The organism is Streptosporangium sp. NBC_01755, assembly GCF_035917995.1.
Taxonomy (GTDB): Bacteria; Actinomycetota; Actinomycetes; order Streptosporangiales; family Streptosporangiaceae; genus Streptosporangium.
In genome coordinates this window covers 3,830,427-3,846,906 of record NZ_CP109131.1, presented here as the reverse complement: position 1 = coordinate 3,846,906, position 16,480 = coordinate 3,830,427, and the positions used below count along the sequence as shown (strand labels likewise).

The 16,480-nt window shown below is 68.9% G+C and carries 18 protein-coding genes and 1 tRNA gene; 10 read left to right on the top strand and 9 right to left on the bottom strand.

From position 1 onward, the window contains the following. Positions 1-157 precede the first annotated feature (157 nt). Positions 158-454, bottom strand: a complete 297-nt coding sequence (locus OG884_RS18110; protein WP_012887233.1) for a WhiB family transcriptional regulator — start codon at positions 452-454, stop codon at positions 158-160. A 265-nt stretch (positions 455-719) separates the two neighbouring features. Here OG884_RS18110 and OG884_RS18105 point away from each other — a divergent pair, with 265 nt between their 5' ends. After that, the gene (locus OG884_RS18105; protein ID WP_326646538.1) at positions 720-2,954 is read left to right on the top strand and encodes a transglycosylase domain-containing protein; all 2,235 of its coding nucleotides are present in this window, start codon (positions 720-722) and stop codon (positions 2,952-2,954) included. A 190-nt stretch (positions 2,955-3,144) separates the two neighbouring features. Here the strand turns inward: OG884_RS18105 and OG884_RS18100 are convergent, their stop codons facing one another. Next, positions 3,145-3,603 (bottom strand): GatB/YqeY domain-containing protein, encoded by a 459-nt coding sequence (locus OG884_RS18100; RefSeq protein ID WP_326646537.1) that lies wholly within the window; start codon positions 3,601-3,603, stop codon positions 3,145-3,147. An 80-nt stretch (positions 3,604-3,683) separates the two neighbouring features. Between OG884_RS18100 and OG884_RS18095 the strand changes: the two genes are divergently transcribed. After that, positions 3,684-4,607 carry a metallophosphoesterase gene (locus OG884_RS18095; protein WP_326646536.1) on the top strand — a complete coding sequence of 308 codons (924 nt, stop codon included), beginning with the start codon at positions 3,684-3,686 and terminating at the stop codon, positions 4,605-4,607. 35 nt (positions 4,608-4,642) lie between these two features. Then, positions 4,643-4,716: transfer RNA gene (locus OG884_RS18090), tRNA-Pro, on the top strand. Positions 4,717-4,956: 240 nt separating this feature from the next. Here the strand turns inward: OG884_RS18090 and OG884_RS18085 are convergent. The 3 genes from OG884_RS18085 to OG884_RS18075 form a co-directional block, all read right to left on the bottom strand. Further along, positions 4,957-5,157 carry a DUF397 domain-containing protein gene (locus OG884_RS18085; protein ID WP_326646535.1) on the bottom strand — a complete coding sequence of 67 codons (201 nt, stop codon included), beginning with the start codon at positions 5,155-5,157 and terminating at the stop codon, positions 4,957-4,959. After that, the gene (locus OG884_RS18080) at positions 5,154-5,987 is read right to left on the bottom strand and encodes a helix-turn-helix domain-containing protein (protein ID WP_326646534.1); all 834 of its coding nucleotides are present in this window, start codon (positions 5,985-5,987) and stop codon (positions 5,154-5,156) included. The genes OG884_RS18085 and OG884_RS18080 overlap by 4 nt, the downstream gene beginning before the upstream one ends. Before the next feature lie 386 nt (positions 5,988-6,373). After that, a complete protein-coding gene (locus OG884_RS18075; RefSeq protein WP_326646533.1) occupies positions 6,374-6,502 on the bottom strand; it encodes a hypothetical protein in 129 nt (42 codons plus the stop codon). Positions 6,503-6,869: 367 nt separating this feature from the next. Between OG884_RS18075 and OG884_RS18070 the strand changes: the two genes are divergently transcribed. The 6 genes from OG884_RS18070 (at position 6,870) to OG884_RS18045 (ending at position 12,046) form a co-directional block, all read left to right on the top strand. Then, positions 6,870-7,106, top strand: a complete 237-nt coding sequence (locus OG884_RS18070; RefSeq protein WP_326646532.1) for a hypothetical protein — start codon at positions 6,870-6,872, stop codon at positions 7,104-7,106. Further along, positions 7,103-7,423 (top strand): hypothetical protein, encoded by a 321-nt coding sequence (locus OG884_RS18065; RefSeq protein ID WP_326646531.1) that lies wholly within the window; start codon positions 7,103-7,105, stop codon positions 7,421-7,423. The genes OG884_RS18070 and OG884_RS18065 overlap by 4 nt, the downstream gene beginning before the upstream one ends. A 361-nt stretch (positions 7,424-7,784) precedes the next feature. Continuing rightward, the gene (gene modA, locus OG884_RS18060) at positions 7,785-8,582 is read left to right on the top strand and encodes a molybdate ABC transporter substrate-binding protein (RefSeq protein ID WP_326646530.1); all 798 of its coding nucleotides are present in this window, start codon (positions 7,785-7,787) and stop codon (positions 8,580-8,582) included. Between the two features lie 276 nt (positions 8,583-8,858). Next, positions 8,859-9,329: a hypothetical protein gene (locus tag OG884_RS18055; protein ID WP_326646529.1), complete on the top strand. Its 471-nt coding sequence runs from the start codon at positions 8,859-8,861 to the stop codon at positions 9,327-9,329. Between the two features lie 109 nt (positions 9,330-9,438). Then, positions 9,439-10,722, top strand: coding sequence for a PLP-dependent cysteine synthase family protein (locus tag OG884_RS18050; protein WP_326646528.1), 1,284 nt, complete (start codon positions 9,439-9,441; stop codon positions 10,720-10,722). Positions 10,723-10,771: 49 nt separating this feature from the next. Further along, complete coding sequence (locus tag OG884_RS18045) at positions 10,772-12,046, top strand: MFS transporter (protein ID WP_326646527.1); 1,275 nt, start codon at positions 10,772-10,774, stop codon at positions 12,044-12,046. A gap of 48 nt (positions 12,047-12,094) precedes the next feature. Here the strand turns inward: OG884_RS18045 and OG884_RS18040 are convergent, their stop codons facing one another. The 4 genes from OG884_RS18040 to OG884_RS18025 form a co-directional block, all read right to left on the bottom strand. Continuing rightward, positions 12,095-12,763 carry an isochorismatase family protein gene (locus OG884_RS18040; RefSeq protein WP_326646526.1) on the bottom strand — a complete coding sequence of 223 codons (669 nt, stop codon included), beginning with the start codon at positions 12,761-12,763 and terminating at the stop codon, positions 12,095-12,097. A 42-nt stretch (positions 12,764-12,805) separates the two neighbouring features. Then, positions 12,806-13,954, bottom strand: coding sequence for an isochorismate synthase DhbC (gene dhbC / locus OG884_RS18035; RefSeq protein ID WP_326646525.1), 1,149 nt, complete (start codon positions 13,952-13,954; stop codon positions 12,806-12,808). 262 nt (positions 13,955-14,216) lie between these two features. Next, positions 14,217-14,978: a 2,3-dihydro-2,3-dihydroxybenzoate dehydrogenase gene (locus tag OG884_RS18030; protein WP_326646524.1), complete on the bottom strand. Its 762-nt coding sequence runs from the start codon at positions 14,976-14,978 to the stop codon at positions 14,217-14,219. A gap of 350 nt (positions 14,979-15,328) precedes the next feature. Next, positions 15,329-15,781, bottom strand: coding sequence for a MarR family winged helix-turn-helix transcriptional regulator (locus OG884_RS18025; protein WP_326646523.1), 453 nt, complete (start codon positions 15,779-15,781; stop codon positions 15,329-15,331). 57 nt (positions 15,782-15,838) lie between these two features. On the opposite strand from OG884_RS18025, the gene OG884_RS18020 reads away from it, so the two are divergent. Next, positions 15,839-16,432: a class I SAM-dependent methyltransferase gene (locus tag OG884_RS18020; RefSeq protein ID WP_326646521.1), complete on the top strand. Its 594-nt coding sequence runs from the start codon at positions 15,839-15,841 to the stop codon at positions 16,430-16,432. The last annotated feature ends 48 nt before the right edge of the window (positions 16,433-16,480 follow it).

Below are 16,480 nucleotides of genomic sequence, written 5' to 3'. Positions count from 1 at the left end.
GGTCCCCCTAGTAGCCGACAGGCGGACGCGGCCCGGTAACCGGCCCCCGGTAGCCGACAGGCGGACGCGGGAACGCGCGTGGCCGCGCGCGTTCACCCGCCCATGACATGCGTGTACGGCTGGCGCCCGGCGCCAGCCGTACGGGATCGGCGCGAACTCAGCCTGCGATCAGCTCATTCGTCCGCTCATATTCTTCTTTGGCCAACTCCAGCAGGTCCCGCCAGGAGTCGACATCCGGTCGCCGACGCAACAGCGCTCGGCGTTCGCGCTCGGTCATCCCGCCCCACACCCCGAACTCGATGCGATTGTCCAGCGCATCGGCGAGGCACTCGGTCCGGACCGGGCATCCTCGGCAGATCAGCTTTGCTCGGTTCTGGGCAGCACCCTGAACGAACAAAGCGTCAGGATCCGCACCCTTACAGGCCGCACGGGAGGTCCAATCCGTGATCCACATTCGACCCCACTCCCCTTAGGTGGTCAGTCGTGACTTGGGCCGACGGGCGCGGGCGTCGGGCCTCGGTATTCAATTGCTGCAGAAAGAGACCGTACGCAACCAGACGTTCGGGCCGACAGACCCCGGCGGGACCAAATTCTCACATGGTCATCCACGGCCATCTGGCCGGGAATGACTAGTCACCCGCCTGCGATACAGCACGAAGTCACGGCAAAACAGTGTTCCGTTACCGTTTGGGTTATCCGTCCGACGTACCCTGGGTCTCGTGCAAGCTCAAGGCAAAGATCAGGGGTCGGCGGTCGGCAATGTGCTAAAGCTGCTCGGCGCGGCGGCTGTCACAGGTGTGCTCGTCGCCGCAGTGGCGCTTCCGGCGGTGGGTGGCGCGGGGATGACGGTGAACGCGGCGACGAACGAGCTGCGTCTTCTCCCCGAGGAGCTCAAGGAACCTCCCCTGGCGGAGAAGACCACCCTGCTCGACGCGGACGGCAAGCAGTTCGCCCAGTTCTACTTCGAGAACCGCGAGTCGGTGAAGCTCGACCAGGTCGCCGACGTCATGAAGACGGCGATCGTGGCGATCGAGGACACCAGGTTCTACGAGCACGGGGCGCTCGACCTGGAAGGCACCTTCCGCGCGGCGGTGCGAAACGTCTCAGGCGGCGGGGTCGTCCAGGGTGGCTCCTCCATCACGCAGCAGTACGTCAAGCTCGTGCTGGTCAATGCCGCGGAGACCAAGAAGGAGCAGGATGCCGCGATCGCGCCGACGCTTCCCAGAAAGCTCAACGAGCTGCGCTACGCACTGGCCGTCGAGGAGAAGTACACCAAGTCGGAGATCCTTGAGCGCTACCTGAACATCTCCTACTACGGCGCGGGCGCCTACGGCATCCAGGCCGCGTCCAGGCGTTTCTTCAACAAGCCGGCCTCCAAGCTGACCCTGTGGGAGGCGGCCACCCTGGCCGGAGCCGTGCAGAACCCGAGCGTTACCGACCCGAGCGTCGGAAAGGCCGCCCGCGAACGGCTGCTGGAGCGGCGCAACATCGTGCTGAGCCGGATGGCCGAGCTCGGCAAGGTCACACCGCAGGAAGCGGAAGAGGCCAAGAAGAAGAAGCTCGGTTTCAAGAACATCTCGGCCCCCGGTGGCTGCGAGGTGAGCGACTACCCCTACTTCTGCCTCTACGTGCAGCAGGAGATCGCCTCCAACGAGGACTTCGGCAAGACCCGCAAGCAGCGGGAGAGACTGCTCCAGCGGGGCGGCCTGACGATCAGGACGACGCTCGACCCGCAGGCGCAGAAGGCCTCCGAGAAGGCGATCCGACAGGTCGTCCACACCAGCGACAAGCCCGTCGCCTCGCAGGCGATGGTCGTCCCCGGCACCGGCGCCATCAAGGCGATGGCCGCCAGCCGGAAGTTCGGCGGGAACAAGAAGAAGAACGAGATCAGCTACAACCTCGTCGGTGACAGGCAGCACGGTGGCGGAGCGGGCTTCCAGGCCGGCTCCACGTTCAAGCCCTTCACCCTGCTGACAGCCCTCGACAAGGGCATGAAGCTGAACGACGGTTTCAACACCGGCACCGGCTACCAGGCCCCCAGCCCCAGCGCGTTCCGCGACTGCAAGGGCAACGCGGTCGGCGAGCCCGGGCACACCGTCACCAACTCCAGCGAGGGCCCCGGCGGCTTCAACACCCTGACCACCGGCACCCTGGGCTCGGTGAACACCTTCTTCATGCGCCTGGAGCAGGAGGTCGGCCTCTGCGAGACGGTGAAGATGGCCAAGAACCTGGGCGTCCAGCGCGCCGACGGCAACCCGCTGAAGGAGTTCGAGACCTTCACGCTCGGCATCAACGAGATGGACCCGGTGACCGTCTCCGCCGCCTACGCGACGATCGCCGCCCGCGGCACCTACTGCAGGCCGATGGTGATCACCGAGAGCACCGACCGCGAGGGCAAGAAGACGTCGTACAAGCCCAAGTGCAAGCAGGTCCTGGACGAGGAGGTCGCCGACGCGGCCACCCACATCATGTCCGGGGTCTTCACCAAGGGCACGATGAGCCAGGTCGGCGGCATCGGCCGCGACGCGGCGGGCAAGACCGGCACCACCGACGCCTACACCGCCGCCTGGTTCGCCGGGTTCACCCCCGACCTCGCCTCCGCGGTGAGCGTCGGCGACCCGCGTGGTGCCTTCGGGCACGACCTGATCGGCGTGACCATCGGCGGGCGCTACTACAGCTACGTGTACGGCGCCTCGATCGCCGGCCCGATCTGGAAGAACTCCATGATCAACGCACTCAGGGGAGTCGAGGCGACCTCGTTCACCCCGGTGAACATGGGGCGCTTCGGCGGCTGTACCGGCAACCGGTGCGCGCCCAAGCCGCCGCCGAAGCCCGACCGGGGTGACGGCGGCGACCGGGGTGACGGCGGCGACCGGGGTGACGGCGGCGACCGGCGCGGCGGCGGCGACCGGGAGATCAACGACGGCACCACGATCCCTCCGGTCATCCCCTAGGCCCGTCTAGGCCCGTCCCTCAGGACACCGGAGCCCTCCTCACCGGACCCCCTTAAAGGTCCGGTGAGGAGGGCTCTCGCCTTAGAGGAGGCGGTATCGGGACCGCAGAGGAGGCATCGGGACCGCGCGGATGCGCGTTCCCTTCCCGAAACCCGTGCGTTCCGCAGTTCAGGCGCCCCATGGCCTCATGTCAGGAGGACGCGAGGCGCGCCCGTACGGCCTGTGCGACACGACCGCCCTCGGCGCGCCCGGCGACCTTCGGGTTCACGATCTTCATGACCTGGCCCATGGCCTGCGGCCCGGAGGCGCCGCTCTCGGCGACGGCCTCGTCCACGAGTGCGGCGAGCTCCTCGTCGGAGAGCTGTGCGGGCAGGTACGCCTCCAGCACGGCCTGCTCGTCGACCTCCGCCTGTGCCTGCTCCACCCGGCCGGCACCGCCGAACGCCTCGGCCGCCTCGCGGCGCTTCTTGGCCTCCTTGGCCAGCACCTTGACGATCTCGTCGTCGGTGAGCTCGCGCGCCGCCTTACCCGAGACCTCCTCGACGTTCACGGCCGCGAGGGCCATGCGAATCGTGCGGGTGCGGATCTCGTCCCTGCTCTTCATGGAGGCCGTGAGATCGGCCTTCAGCTTGTCTTTCAATGCGCTCATGCGGTCCATCTTGCCGCCTCACCAGCCCCGCTGTATCCCGAGTTTCCGTCCGGGGGGCCGATCTCGGGCATGATGAGAAGGTGAGGAAAGCAGCCGCGGTGCCCCTGTCCCTGTTCGGTGTCGGCCTGGCCGGCCTCGCATACGCCTCGGTCGTCGAGCGCAACGCGTTCCGGCTGCGCCGCTTCGACGTGCCCGTTCTGGAGCCGGGACAGCGTCCGGTGCGCATTCTGCACCTGTCCGACCTGCACCTCACCCCCGGCAGGCGGATGCTCATCGACTGGGTCCGCTCGCTGGGTGCCCTCAACCCCGACCTGGTGGTCAACACCGGCGACTCCATCGCACACCCCGACGCGATCACGCCCCTCATGCACGCCCTGGAGCCCCTGCTGTCACGTCCGGGGCTGTTCGTCTACGGTTCCAACGACATGTACGAGCCGAAGCCGAAGAACCCCCTGCGTTATCTCTGGCGCACCTCCAAGGCCGACTACGGCCAGAAGATTCCCACGCTTCCCTGGGAGGAGCTGGGCACCGCCATGGCCGCCGAGGGCTGGCTCGACATGAACAACACCACGGCCCGCGTCAAGGTCGGCGATCTTGATGTGGCGGTGGGCGGCATCCACGACTCCCACATCAACCTCGACCGCTACGACCTGATCGCCGGCCCCGCCCCGGCCGAGGCCGACCTGCGCCTGGGCGTGATGCACTCGCCGGAGCCCCGCAACATGACCCGCTTCGCCGCCGACGGCTACCAGCTGCTGCTCGCCGGTCACACCCACGGCGGCCAGCTCTGCGTCCCCTTCTACGGCGCCCTGATCACCAACTGCGGCATCGACCGGGCCCGCGTCAAGGGCATGAGCCGCCACGACTCCGCCTACCTCCATGTCTCCGCCGGCCTCGGCACCAGCCCCTACGCCCCGGCCCGCTTCGCCTGCTACCCCGAGGCCAGTCTGCTGACCCTGATGCCCCGCCGGCGCGGCGACGCAAGCACCCACGAAGTCCGCTAGACTTTCCCAAGCACGAGCAAGACCGGACGTGTGACCGGGGTGTGGCGCAGCTTGGTAGCGCGCTTCGTTCGGGACGAAGAGGCCGCAGGTTCAAATCCTGTCACCCCGACGTCGAGTAAAGTCCCGAGGTAGAGGGCCGTTCCTGAGAGATCAGGAACGGCCTCTCGCTTCCCCGAATTCTGTAACCGTGCGCCACAGGTGCGTCAAGATCACCAAAAGGGCGAATGTTGCCGCAGAAGTTGGGCCATCTTTCATGGTTCTGCGGCTCACGGTTGTGCCAGGGGCTTGTGTTGCCGCGCGACCGGATGGCTTTCCAGCCGGTTTCTATCGCACAGCGCCCGGCGTCCGGTCAGAATTCTCCGCTGCGGATGCTGGTCAGGAAGTTGCGCCAGGCCGCCGGGGAGAAGGCTAACGCCGGGCCGGATGGGTTCTTGCTGTCGCGTACGGCGATAAGGTCTGGCAGGTTCGTGGCTACCTCAATGCAGTCATTGTTGCCGCCGCTGAGGCTGGACTTGCGGAAATCAGCGGCAGACAGGTCAGGGGAGATCATGCCTTGCTCCTCATCGCAGCTATGCGTGTTGCGGATTCCTGGGGGGACAAGCACGCGCCGGCGAGGCGCTCGAACATGAGCATAAGCCTGCGGACCTGATCCGATGCTTCCACATAGACCTCACCGGCCGGACATTCGGCGTATCCGATGTCGGGGTCTTCGTCGCCGAAGCCGAGGACGGAGAAGGCTCCTTCCAGCCCGGTATGCGCACCGTTCGTGAGTGGCAGGACTTGGACGGTGACGTTCGGCCAGTCCATGATCCGAAGGAGGTCGCCAAGCTGGTCGGCCATGATCTCGGGCGTACCGATAGGCCGATTCAGGGTTCCCTCGTCCATGAGGACGTGCAGCGCCGATGTCTTTGATCCGAGGAGATTGATCTTTCGTGCCATGCGGGCGTCCACGCGGCGGTCCAGTTCGGTGCTGGTCAGGTCCGGCCAGGTAGCTCGGATGATCTCACGCGCGTAGTCCTCGCTCTGTAGTAGCCCTGGGATCAAGAGCGGCTCCCATTTGTGGATGACGGTTGCCTCTGCCTCGAACTCGATGTAGCTGCCTGTGAACACGTCCGAGTAGGCCGTCCACCAGCCGCGTCGGGTTACCTCCCGGGCGAGTTGCACCGCGGCTTCGGCGGTGGCCTGGTCCACGCAGTACAGGTGGCAGATGGCGGCCACGTCCTCGGTTGCCGGAGCGATCTTGCCGGTCTCGAAGCGGTTGAGCTTCGACCTGGACCAGCCAAGTTGTTCGGCGGCGGCCTCGGTTGTCAAGCCGGTGGTCGCACGCAGGGTGCGCAGCTCACGCGACAGACGACGCAGGCGGACCGTGGAGTACTTCATGCGGTCAGTGTGCCGCAGCTCAACCGGCTCCTCCTGCTCAACGCAACAAATATGTGCGATGGGATTGCCAGCCTGAGATTCTCACGTCATCATGAGGCTCGTCACACAGAGTAGGGAAGTTCGAGCAGTCGGTGACAGGCTTACGCCCGTGCTGACGCAAGCAGCCTTGACGCAAATCGGGCTTGTCAACGGTGTGGGCCACCGTCAACAAGTCCTTGATCAGGAAGGCGCTCCTCACCCATGACCAGGCTTGGTGCCCCAGTCCTCGACTCGCAGATGGCAAGGGAACGCTGCGGTTGCTTCGCCGACGCTGTGCCGATGCCGATGGGGTGCGCTGTCTGCGGGCACGCGCCCTTCGCGCACGGCTGCCCAGACCGGCCCGCCGATCACGAGTACGCCCAGCCCTCCGGCGATCTGATGGCCACGCGCCTGGAGGCCCGCCGCACCGGGGACCGCTCCTTGCCCTGCTTCGAGTCACTCGCCTTCGCGGCCCCGGCCGAGGTGATTGCGTTCATACCTGCTCAGCGGTCTGCCGAGCAGGACCCGGCCAAGGTGATCCCGATACCACCTACCCCACGGCTTCCCGAACAGGCCCTGGCCGCCGAGCCCGCGATACCGGTACCGCCGCCCAGGCGGGCCCTCTGCCGTCTTCCCCCGATACTCCCGCCCAGATCCGCCCCGGCTCGGCACTGGACGTCGCCTCGCGCCCCGTCACAGGCGAACAACCGCCTGTTCCCCAACCGCGTAACGGTCACCTCGTCTCCGTACCGGCCACCCGGCCCGTGCGGCGCACCCCTCCGTGTCCTGCCCTGCCCCATGAAGCGGGCCCGTCCTCCGCTACCAACGTCCGGACGGGCCCTTGATCGGATGGAGGTCCAATCAGTGGACGATGTTAGATCCAGCACCCCCGAACCGGCCATCCCCGGCCGGCGGCTGATCCTCAGCGACGCCGGACGGCTGTGGGCCAGCCGGGAGCAGCCCTTCCCTCTGGCCGCGTTCCACGCCGGGGCCGAACGTACCGTCGACGCCGACACCCTGGAGGCCCTGCGCATCGAGACCGATCGGCAGGAGACCATCGCGCGGGAGGCGCAGGAGCAAGCCGGGCAGGTGATCTCATGATCCAGCGACGGCCCGCCCGTCCCCGGGGCCGCCACCGCGACGGCCAGGCCGCCCCTCCCGTGCCCTGCTACACCTGGGACCACGAAGCCCGCGCCGAGGCCGCCATGCTGGAGATCACCTGGCCGGGATGGGCCGTCCTGTACGGCACCGGCAGCCGCCTCTTCCACGCCATCGCCACCTGGCCCACCCCAGAACCCTTGCTCCTGTGCGACCGCACCATCGAGGGGCTCAAGGCGCAGATGCGCGAGGCCGAGATGACCGCGCTCCTGCACCGCTGGGCACTCACCTCCACCTCAGCCGACATCGGCCACTTCTGAGCAGGCACGGCGGCCCCATCCCTTCCCTGGTCCAGGCCGCCGTGCCGCCCACGACGTACCACGCGGACGCGAATAAAGGCGCCCGCGTGGTACGTGACGCCATACGGGACAAAGCGAAGCAGTGAACGCCCTGGCCGGGATCGTCGTGGACGTTGGGGTGGCCGGGGACGGGGTCGGGCCCACGAGAGACGGGTGGGCTGCGACCACACCTGCTCTACTTATCGCAGGTGCGATGATATAAGGGCAGCTTCTTTGCCAATTGCCATGGGTATCGCCTCTTGAGGCCTGAATATGCGAAGGTATCGTGATTGTCGGTGACGACGTTCTGGGTCGGCACGGTGAAGTCAGTAAGGAGCCCTCGTTGTTCAGGCGTCTTTCCCGGTGGGCCACGATCCCCATCGCCCTCACATTGGCCGCCGGCCTGTCCGGCTGCGGTTCCAGCGATCCAGCCACCTCCGCCTCCTCCGGCGGGCCGTCCGGGGGCGGGGCCACGACGCTGACCGTGTTCGCCGCCGCCTCGCTGACCGGCACGTTCACCGAGCTGGGCAAGACCTTCGAGGCAGCGCACCCGGGCACGACCGTGCGGTTCAACTTCGGTTCCAGCGCCACGCTGGCCCAGCAGATCGTCGAGGGCGCCCCGGCCGACGTCTTCGCTTCCGCCAGCCCGGCCACGATGAAGACCGTCGCCGACGCCTCCCTGGCCGCGGCCCCGGCCACGTTCGTGCGCAACACCCTGCAGATCGCCGTCCCCGCCGACAACCTGGCCAAGGTCGACGACCTGGGCGACCTGACCGATCCGAAGGTCAAGGTCGCCCTCTGCGCCGAGCAGGTGCCGTGCGGCGCGGCAGCGGTCAAGGCACTGGACGCGGCCGGATTGAAGGTCACGCCGGTCACCTTGGAACAGGACGTCAAGGCCACGCTGGCCAAGGTCTCGCTCGGCGAGGTCGACGCCGCCCTGGTCTACAAGACGGACGTGATCGCCTCCGACGGCAAGGTCCAGGGCATCGACTTCCCCGAGGCGGAGAAGGCGATCAACGACTACCCGATCGCGACCCTGTCCAAGGCGCCCGCCCCCGAGGCGGCCAAGCAGTTCGTCGATCTGGTGCTGTCCCAGCAGGGCAAGGACGTGCTGACCAAGGCCGGCTTCCAAGCCCCCTGACCCGCTACCGCATCACCCGCGAACGGGTGCACCATCCCTGCCGCACCGAGCCGTTCATCGCCCTGAACTGGGCCGATCCACCCGAACCGGCCGACCTGCCCTGCCCTGCCCTGCCCCTGTGGCCTCAGGCACTGGACACACCGCTCCGCAGGCGCGCCTCCGGCCAATGCCGGTACGGCCTCCCGCACTTATTAGGAGCCTTTAAAGGCATAAAGTAACCCCCCGCAGTCAATCGACTGCAAGCGGTAATGTACGTTTGTGGTCATGATCGCATCGATGCGGCGAGTCGCACAGCGCGGAGGCGCAGCCTTCGCGCTAGGGCTTGCCGTGCTCGGTGCCGTCGTGTTGATGCATCTGGCGTTGTGCGTGGTGGCCCCCGCCCACTCGGGCCATCATCGGGCCCCCGGCCCCTGGCTGCCGGCCACGGCGAACGCCGACGTGAGCGCCGCCGGAGATGCCGACGCCCCCACCGGGCGTCTCACCCTGATCGGCGCGGGGACTCCGGCGGAACACCTGCCGTGCCCGGTACCGCCCGTCGACGAGGATCACCACCTGTGCGGTGCGGCTGCCGGAGCGCAGATCACCGGCGTGCGCGCCTTGGTGCCTGCCGGCCCGATCACCGGTGACCCTGTGGTGGCCGAGGAGGCCGTGACGCCTCCACCGCCACCCGCGCGGCGTCGCGCGCGACCGGTCCGTCCGCCGCCCGGGGTCGCGTTACTTCTCCTCAAATCCGTTTCCCGGATATAGCCCGCCCCTCGGGCCGCCAACGACTCCACGCTCCTGCTGAGCGGTATGAGCCGTCGTTCGCGCGCGCCCGTCAGCGAGCCAATCACATCGCATCCAGGGGAAACGGATCATGACATATACACTTAGTTCACCGCAGATCACTGCGAGTTCGCCACAGATCGCCACCACCTCGCTCAGCCAGCTGATCACCGGAGCCACCTGCCACGCCCCCGAGCACGTGGTCGGCAACACCCCGGTGCTCTGGATTCCGGAGATCGCCTCGGGGCAGGGGCGCGGGTTCTGGGCGAAGCTGGAGGGCAGCAACCCCGGAGGGATCAAGGACCGCTCCGCCCTCTACATCGTCGAGCGGGCACGCGAGCGCGGCCTGCTGCGACCCGGGGCCCCCATCGTGGAGTCCACCAGCGGGACCTTCGGCCTGGGCCTGGCACTGGCCGGCATCGTCGGTGGCCACCCGGTGACGCTGGTGACCGACCCGGGCATGGAACCGCTGATGCGCCGGCTGCTGTCCGCCTACGGAGCGCGCGTCGTCGTCGTCGGCGAACCGCACCCGGTGGGCGGCTGGCAGCAGGCACGCCGCCAGCGCGTGCGGGAACTGCTCGGCGAGCATCCGGACGCCTACTGCCCGGACCAGTACAACAACCCCGACAACGTCGCCGCCTACACGGGACTGGCCACGGAACTGGCCGGTCAGCTCGGGCGGATCGACGTCCTGGTGTGCAGCGTGGGCACCGGCGGTCACAGCGCCGGAGTCTCCCGCGCGCTACGGCGCTTCTATCCCGACCTCCGGCTCGTCGGCGTCGACACGATCGGCTCGACCATCTTCGGCCAGCCCGCGCGCGCCCGGCTCATGCGCGGCCTGGGCAGCAGCATCTACCCGCGCAACGTGGCGTACGAGGCATTCGACGAGGTCCACTGGGTCGCACCCGCCGAAGCGGTCTGGGCCTGCCGGCGCCTGGCCGCACTGCGGTACGCCACCGGCGGATGGAGCGTCGGCGCGGTGGCCCTGGTGGCATCGTGGCTGGCCCGTACGCTGCCCGGTCACGCCCGGATAGCGGCGGTCTTCCCCGACGGTCCGCACCGCTACTTCGACACCGTGTTCAACGACGACTACTGCGCCGAATGGGGCCTGCTCGGCGCACCGGCGGCGACCGACCCCGACGAGATCGCCCATCCCGCCGAACGCGAGCTGACGCGCTGGACCCGGTGTACGACCGTGCTCGACCCCACCACCGGCGCCCTGGCGAAGTGCGACGGGGAGACACCCACGGCCGTTCCGGGAGGCGGTGTGGAAGCGATTCCCGAGGGTGATGTCCGCGTCGAGAACACCGCCGCCGAGAGGACACCCTCCAAAACCGAGAGGGCGCCCTCCGAAGACGGAGGGGTCCGACGGTGAGAAGCACCCTGGCCCTGGCCCGCTCATCCGAAGACGGAGGGGTCCGACGGTGAGAAGCACCCTGGCCCTGGCCCGCTCCTTCGACCGGCCGGTGAAACTACTCCTGGTCAACCAGCTCACCATCAACACCGGCTTCTACATGCTGATGCCCTACCTGGCCGGTCATCTGTCGGGAGCGTTGGCGCTGCCGGCGGCACTGGTCGGCCTGATCCTTGGCATCCGCAACCTCAGCCAGCAGGGCATGTTCCTGATCGGCGGCACCCTCGCCGACCGGCTCGGCCACAAACCCATGATCATCGCGGGCTGTGGGCTGCGCACCCTCGCGTTCCTGATGCTGGCCGTGGCCGACTCGCTGCCCATGCTGGTGACCGCCTCGGCCCTGACCGGGTTCGCCGGCGCGCTGTTCAACCCCGCCGTACGGGCCTACCTCGCCCAGGAGGCCGGAGCGCGGAAGGTCGAGGCGTTCGCCGCGTTCAACGCCTTCTACCAGCTCGGCATCCTGATCGGGCCGCTCGTCGGCCTGCTGCTCAACGCGGTGGCCTTCAGGCTCGTCTGCCTGGTCGCGGGCGTGATGTTCGCCGTGCTGACCATTGCCCAGCTGCGGGCCCTGCCGAAAGGGGAGCGCCCGCGGACCGAGGACAGCCGGGGCGTGCTGCTCGACTGGCGTGAGGTGATCGGCAATCGCCCCTTCCTGCTGTTCTCCCTGGCCATGATCGGCTCGTACGTGCTGAACTTCCAGGTCTATCTGGGCCTGCCGCTGGAAATCCGCCGGATGACGAGTGGTGAGCTGGGGGTCACCCTCGTCTTCGTGGTCTCCGCGGTGATGACCATCGCCGGTCAGGCCCGCCTGACCGCGTGGGCGACCCGGCGGTGGCGACCGCCGCAGGCCATCGCCAGGGGCCTGGTCCTGATGGGGTTCGCCTTCACCCCCCTGGCCCTGGCCGCCCCCTGGGCGGGCAACGCCGGCCACTCCGGCGGCGTCGCCGGAGTGCTCGTGCTGCTCCCCGTCCTGGGGACGGCGGTGCTGCTCAGCCTGGCTACTATGATCATCTATCCGTTCGAGATGGCGACCATCGCCACTTTCGGCGGCCGGCACATGGTGGGTACCTACTACGGGCTTTACAGCACCCTGGCCGGGATCGGCATCGCCGCGGGCAACCTGCTCACCGGGTGGGCGCTGGATCTGGGCGCGCGGACGGGTCTGCCGAGCCTGCCGTGGCTGGCCCTGGCGCTGATCGGCCTTGGCTGCGCCGCGGCCGTCGCCGCCCTGGATCGATCGGGACGCCTGGCGACCTCACCGCAGACCGCTCCGGCGCCGGCGTGACGCGCCTCGGAGACGGCGCGGCCTCGCGAAGCGGGTTCCGGCGGTCGGCTACCCACCGCCGACCATCTCGGCGGCCTGCCGCGCGGGATCCCACCCGCGCAGCAGGCCGCGGGTGACGGCCGTGACCGCGCAGCGCTGGGCGGCGTAGGCGAGGGCCATGGTGTGGTGTTCCCAGGAGAAGTCGGCGACGGCGTCGGCCACCAGGAACGGCTGCAGGTCCTGCATGAAGGCGTCGCAGGCGGTCATGAGGCAGCCGATGTGGGCGTAGACACCGCAGACGATGATCTGGTCACGGCCCATGGCGTCCATCCGGGCGCGCAGGTCGGTCCTGCAGAAGGCGCTGTAGCGCCACTTGGTGAGCAGGATGTCGGCCGCCGCGGGAAGGAGGCTCGCGACGATCTCACTCTCCTGCGAACCGGGGATGCCCGAGCCCCAGAAGTCCTGGAGCAGGCCGCGCTGATGGCTGCTCTGGCCGCCGGGCTGCATCGAGTAGACGACCGGGACCCCCAGCCCGGCGCAGGCCTCGCGCAACAGGCCGATGTTGTCGATGAGCCCGGTCAGCGGTGAGGCACCGGCGGCGAAGGGTGCGAGGAAGTAGTTCTGCATGTCATGGACCAGCAGGATGGCTCGGCGCGGATCAGGGCGCCAGGCCACCCGGTTCTCAGGAAGATCGCCTTCTCCCGGCAGCGGGTAGGAGGCGATCTGGGGAAGGGCCACGGGCACTGTCTCCTTTCCTACGACGGTGGGCCAGACGGTGGGTCAGCGGTCCTGGTCCAGGCCGACGGCGCGGAGCATGGTCTGGAACTTGGCGGTGGTCTCGGCGAGCTCGGTCTCCGGCACCGAACCGGCGACGATTCCCGCACCGGCGAACAGCCTCAGGGTCTGGTCGGCGACCTCGGCACAGCGGATGGTCACGACCCATTCGCCGTCGCCCGTCGCGTCACCCCACCCGACCAGGCCGGCGTACAGGCCGCGGTCGAACGGCTCGATCTCCTCGATGGCCTGGCGCGCGGCGCTCGCGGGGGTGCCGCAGACGGCGGGGGTGGGGTGCAGCATCATGGCCAGCTCCAGCGACGTGACCGCCGGGTCGTCGAGCACGCCGGTGATCCGGGTCGACAGATGCCACATGGAGGCGGTGGACAGCGGTGAGGGCCCGGCAGGTACCGAGAGTTCCCGGCAGTACGGGCGCAGGGCCTCCACGATGCTCTCGATCACCAGGGCGTGCTCGCGGAGATCCTTGTCGGAGGTGAGCAGGGCGCGGGCCCGTTCACGGTCGATGACAGGGTCCGGGTGACGGGGTACGGACCCGGCCAGCGGGTTCGTGGTGATCTGGCGGCCGGAACGGGAGACGAGCAGCTCGGGGCTGGCCCCCAGCAGCGTGCGGGTGGTGGCGGTGCTCGACGGCAGGTCGACCGCGTAACCGTAGGCCTGCGGGTCACGCCGGACGAGGTTGCGCAGCACACGCCCGACGTCGACGGGGGCGCCCAGGGTGACGTCCAGGGCGCGGGCCAGCACGATCTTCTTGAGCTCTCCGGCGGTCAGCTTGGCCAGCGCCTTCTCCACACCGCGCATGTAGTCGCCGGGGTCGGGAACCGGGCCGAATCCGGTGAACGTGCCCGTGACCTGCTCGGGGCCGGCGGGTGGACCGGCCGGTGGGCTCGTCCAGCAGACGGCGGCGGGCACCAGCAGGCGGGTGGGCCGGTCGTCGCGGAAGGGGATCGCGCCCACCACCACGGGGTTGGGGTGGCCTGACCTCTGGGCGTCCCGCAGGGCGGAGGCGACGCGATCTCGCAGGCTCGTCGCCCTCGAATCCGGGACCTCCTGGCACACCCCCCTGGCGAGCAGGGTCCGGGTCGGTGAGGTGAAGAAGAAGGTGCCGGGTTCGTAGTCCTCCAGAAGGTCCGGCATTCGGGGCATGGTGAGGGCGTCGTTCGGCGACATGGTGGAAAGCTCTCCTGTCGGGAGGGGTCCGGGAATGGGAGGGGATCGCGCTGGAAGGAGACCGCGTTGGGAGGGAATCGCGCTGGAAGGAGGCCGGGCTGAGAGGGGATCGCGACGGAAGGGGACCGCGCTGGAAGGAGGCCGGGCTGAGAGGGGATCGCGACGGAAGGGGACCGCGCTGGAAGGAGGCCGGGCTGAGAGGGGATCGCGACGGAAGGGGACCGCGCCGCTACCGGAGCGTGGCGCCCCCGTCGACGTACAGGTCCTGCATGGTTATGTGCCTGGCGTGGTCGGAGGCCAGGAAGAGGACGGCGTTCGCGATGTCCTCGGGGTCGGCCAGCCGGCCGAGGGGGATGCCCACCCGGAAGGTGGCCGACGATCCGTCGATGGCCGTCCGCGCGTCGTGGTCTCCGGTCCACAGGGCGCGCTGCATGGGAGTGTCGGTGGAACCGGGCGACACCACGTTGCAACGGATGCCGTACGGCGCCAGCTCCAGGCCGAGGCACTTGGTGAACTGCGCGGCCGCCGCCTTGGAGGCCGCGTAGGCCGACATGTTCATCCGCGGCACGCCCGCGGCGTTGGAACCGACGGTGACGATCGCCCCGGACCTGCGAGGGATCATCCGGCGGGCGACCGCGCGGGACAGGTGGAAGACCCCGCCGGTGTTGACGGCGAAGGTCCGGGCCCAGTCGTCGTCGCTGATGGCGACTGCCGACCCCGAGCAGAGCACTCCGGCCACGTTGACGAGCAGCTCGATCGGGCCGAGATCGGCCTCGACCCTCGCGACGACGTCGTCGACGGCGGCGCTGTCGGCGACCTGGCAGGGGTAGGCGACAGCGGTGCCGAGCCCGGCGGCGACCTGCTCGACCCGCTCGACGTTCACGTCGAGCGCGGCGACACGTGTGCCCGCCACCGTCAGGGCTCGCGCCACCGCCTCGCCGATGCCCTGTGCCGCACCGGTGACCACGGCCACCCCGCCTTCCGCCAGCATGTCCCCACCTCCGTCAGTCTCTCGCCGGTAGGCAGGCTAGTGCCATTACTTTAAGTTGCGCAGCAAAAACTTATAGTTACTTTTCACAGATCAGGAGGACATCACGGAGGTTGGTACGAACACTCCTGCCCGCTGGACGCGGCGATCAGCAGGAGCACGGGGGCCGGCCGGCCGGCAAGGTGACCTGCGGCGCGGTCGGCAGGCTCGCGTAGAAGTCGCCGCGCATCGTGCATCCGCAGCCGGCCTCCGGGCGCGGATGCACGATGCGCGCCCGGAGGCCGGCCGCAGCCGTGCCGGGTCATCGCCGCCCCGGTGATCCTCCCGACCCGGCTCGTGATCAGGGAGTCCGGCTAGTCCCCGCCCTTGAGAGCACGGGCCAGGCCGGCCAGGCCGAGAATGAGACCCGCACGCTCGTCGGCGGTGAGGCTCGCGAACAGCTCGGCGTGCTTGGTGCGCAGGTCGGCGCCGACCTGCTCGACGACGGCCCATCCGTCAGGGGTGAGGCGGAGGCGGTAGAAGCGACGGTTGGCCGGGTCGCGCTCCCGCGACAACCACCCCCGCCGCTCCATGCCTGCGGCCAGACGGCTCACGGTGCTCTTCTCCAGGCTCAGGCGAGTGGCCAGCTCCCCCTGGGAGAGCGTCCCGCCCTCGGCGAGCTCGCCGAGGGCGAACACCTCCGACAGGGAGACACGCAGGCCGCCGTAGTCATGCGGTTCGAGCAGGCCCCCTGCCCTGACCAGCAGCTTCAGCAGGTGGCGCAGCTCGTCGTCGGGGAACGCCCCTTCATGAGTTGTACTGTACAACTATCTGTCCTATGCTCGACGGCACACAGTTGTGCTTTGCAACTATAGGAGAGTGCCATGCGTGCCATCCATCGTGCCCGTGCGAGCCTGTTCGGCCTCTTCCACCACGACGGCCTCTACGACCGGCTCATCAGCCGGGGATTCCGTTCCCTCTACGCCAAGGTCACGACCGACGTCGTGTCGGCGACGCCCGCCGGGGGAACCAGGGTGCTCGACGTGGGCACCGGCCCTGGGCGGGTCCCCCTCGCGATCGCCCGGGCCCTGCCGGGGCTGCGGGTCGAGGGCCTCGATCTGTCCGCTGAGATGATCGACCGCGCCCGGCGGAACGCGGCGGAGGCCGGCCTAACCGGCCGGGTCGACTTCACCGTGGGCGATGTCGCCGACCTCCCCTACCCCGACGGTGACTTCGACCTGATCGTCTCCAGCATGAGCCAGCACCACTGGCCGGACGTCGCCACGGGGCTGCGCGAGCTGCGCCGGGTTCTCCGCCCCGGCGGCCGTATCTGGATCTACGACTTCCGGTTCGCGCTGCGCCGGGCCGAGACCGCCGCCCGTGCCGCGTTCCCCGGACATCACGTCCACGTGGAGACCGTCCGCACCAGTCGCCTGCCGATCGGATTCGTCGGCCGGGTCGTGGTCGAAACCTCCTGACACCTCTCCGTATCCACCTCGGCCCCTAGCGGTCCCCGGCCGATCTAC

Coding starts and splice junctions, on each gene's coding strand:
- OG884_RS18110 (WP_012887233.1), bottom strand. CDS start 454: ATGTGGATCACGGATTGGACCTCCCGTGCGGCCTGTAAGGGTGCGGAT.
- OG884_RS18100 (WP_326646537.1), bottom strand. CDS start 3,603: ATGAGCGCATTGAAAGACAAGCTGAAGGCCGATCTCACGGCCTCCATG.
- OG884_RS18085 (WP_326646535.1), bottom strand. CDS start 5,157: ATGATCTCCCCTGACCTGTCTGCCGCTGATTTCCGCAAGTCCAGCCTC.
- OG884_RS18080 (WP_326646534.1), bottom strand. CDS start 5,987: ATGAAGTACTCCACGGTCCGCCTGCGTCGTCTGTCGCGTGAGCTGCGC.
- OG884_RS18075 (WP_326646533.1), bottom strand. CDS start 6,502: ATGAACGCAATCACCTCGGCCGGGGCCGCGAAGGCGAGTGACTCGAAG.
- OG884_RS18065 (WP_326646531.1), top strand. CDS start 7,103: ATGATCCAGCGACGGCCCGCCCGTCCCCGGGGCCGCCACCGCGACGGC.
- OG884_RS18055 (WP_326646529.1), top strand. CDS start 8,859: ATGCGGCGAGTCGCACAGCGCGGAGGCGCAGCCTTCGCGCTAGGGCTT.
- OG884_RS18050 (WP_326646528.1), top strand. CDS start 9,439: ATGACATATACACTTAGTTCACCGCAGATCACTGCGAGTTCGCCACAG.
- dhbC (WP_326646525.1), bottom strand. CDS start 13,954: ATGCCGGACCTTCTGGAGGACTACGAACCCGGCACCTTCTTCTTCACC.
- OG884_RS18030 (WP_326646524.1), bottom strand. CDS start 14,978: ATGCTGGCGGAAGGCGGGGTGGCCGTGGTCACCGGTGCGGCACAGGGC.
- OG884_RS18020 (WP_326646521.1), top strand. CDS start 15,839: ATGCGTGCCATCCATCGTGCCCGTGCGAGCCTGTTCGGCCTCTTCCAC.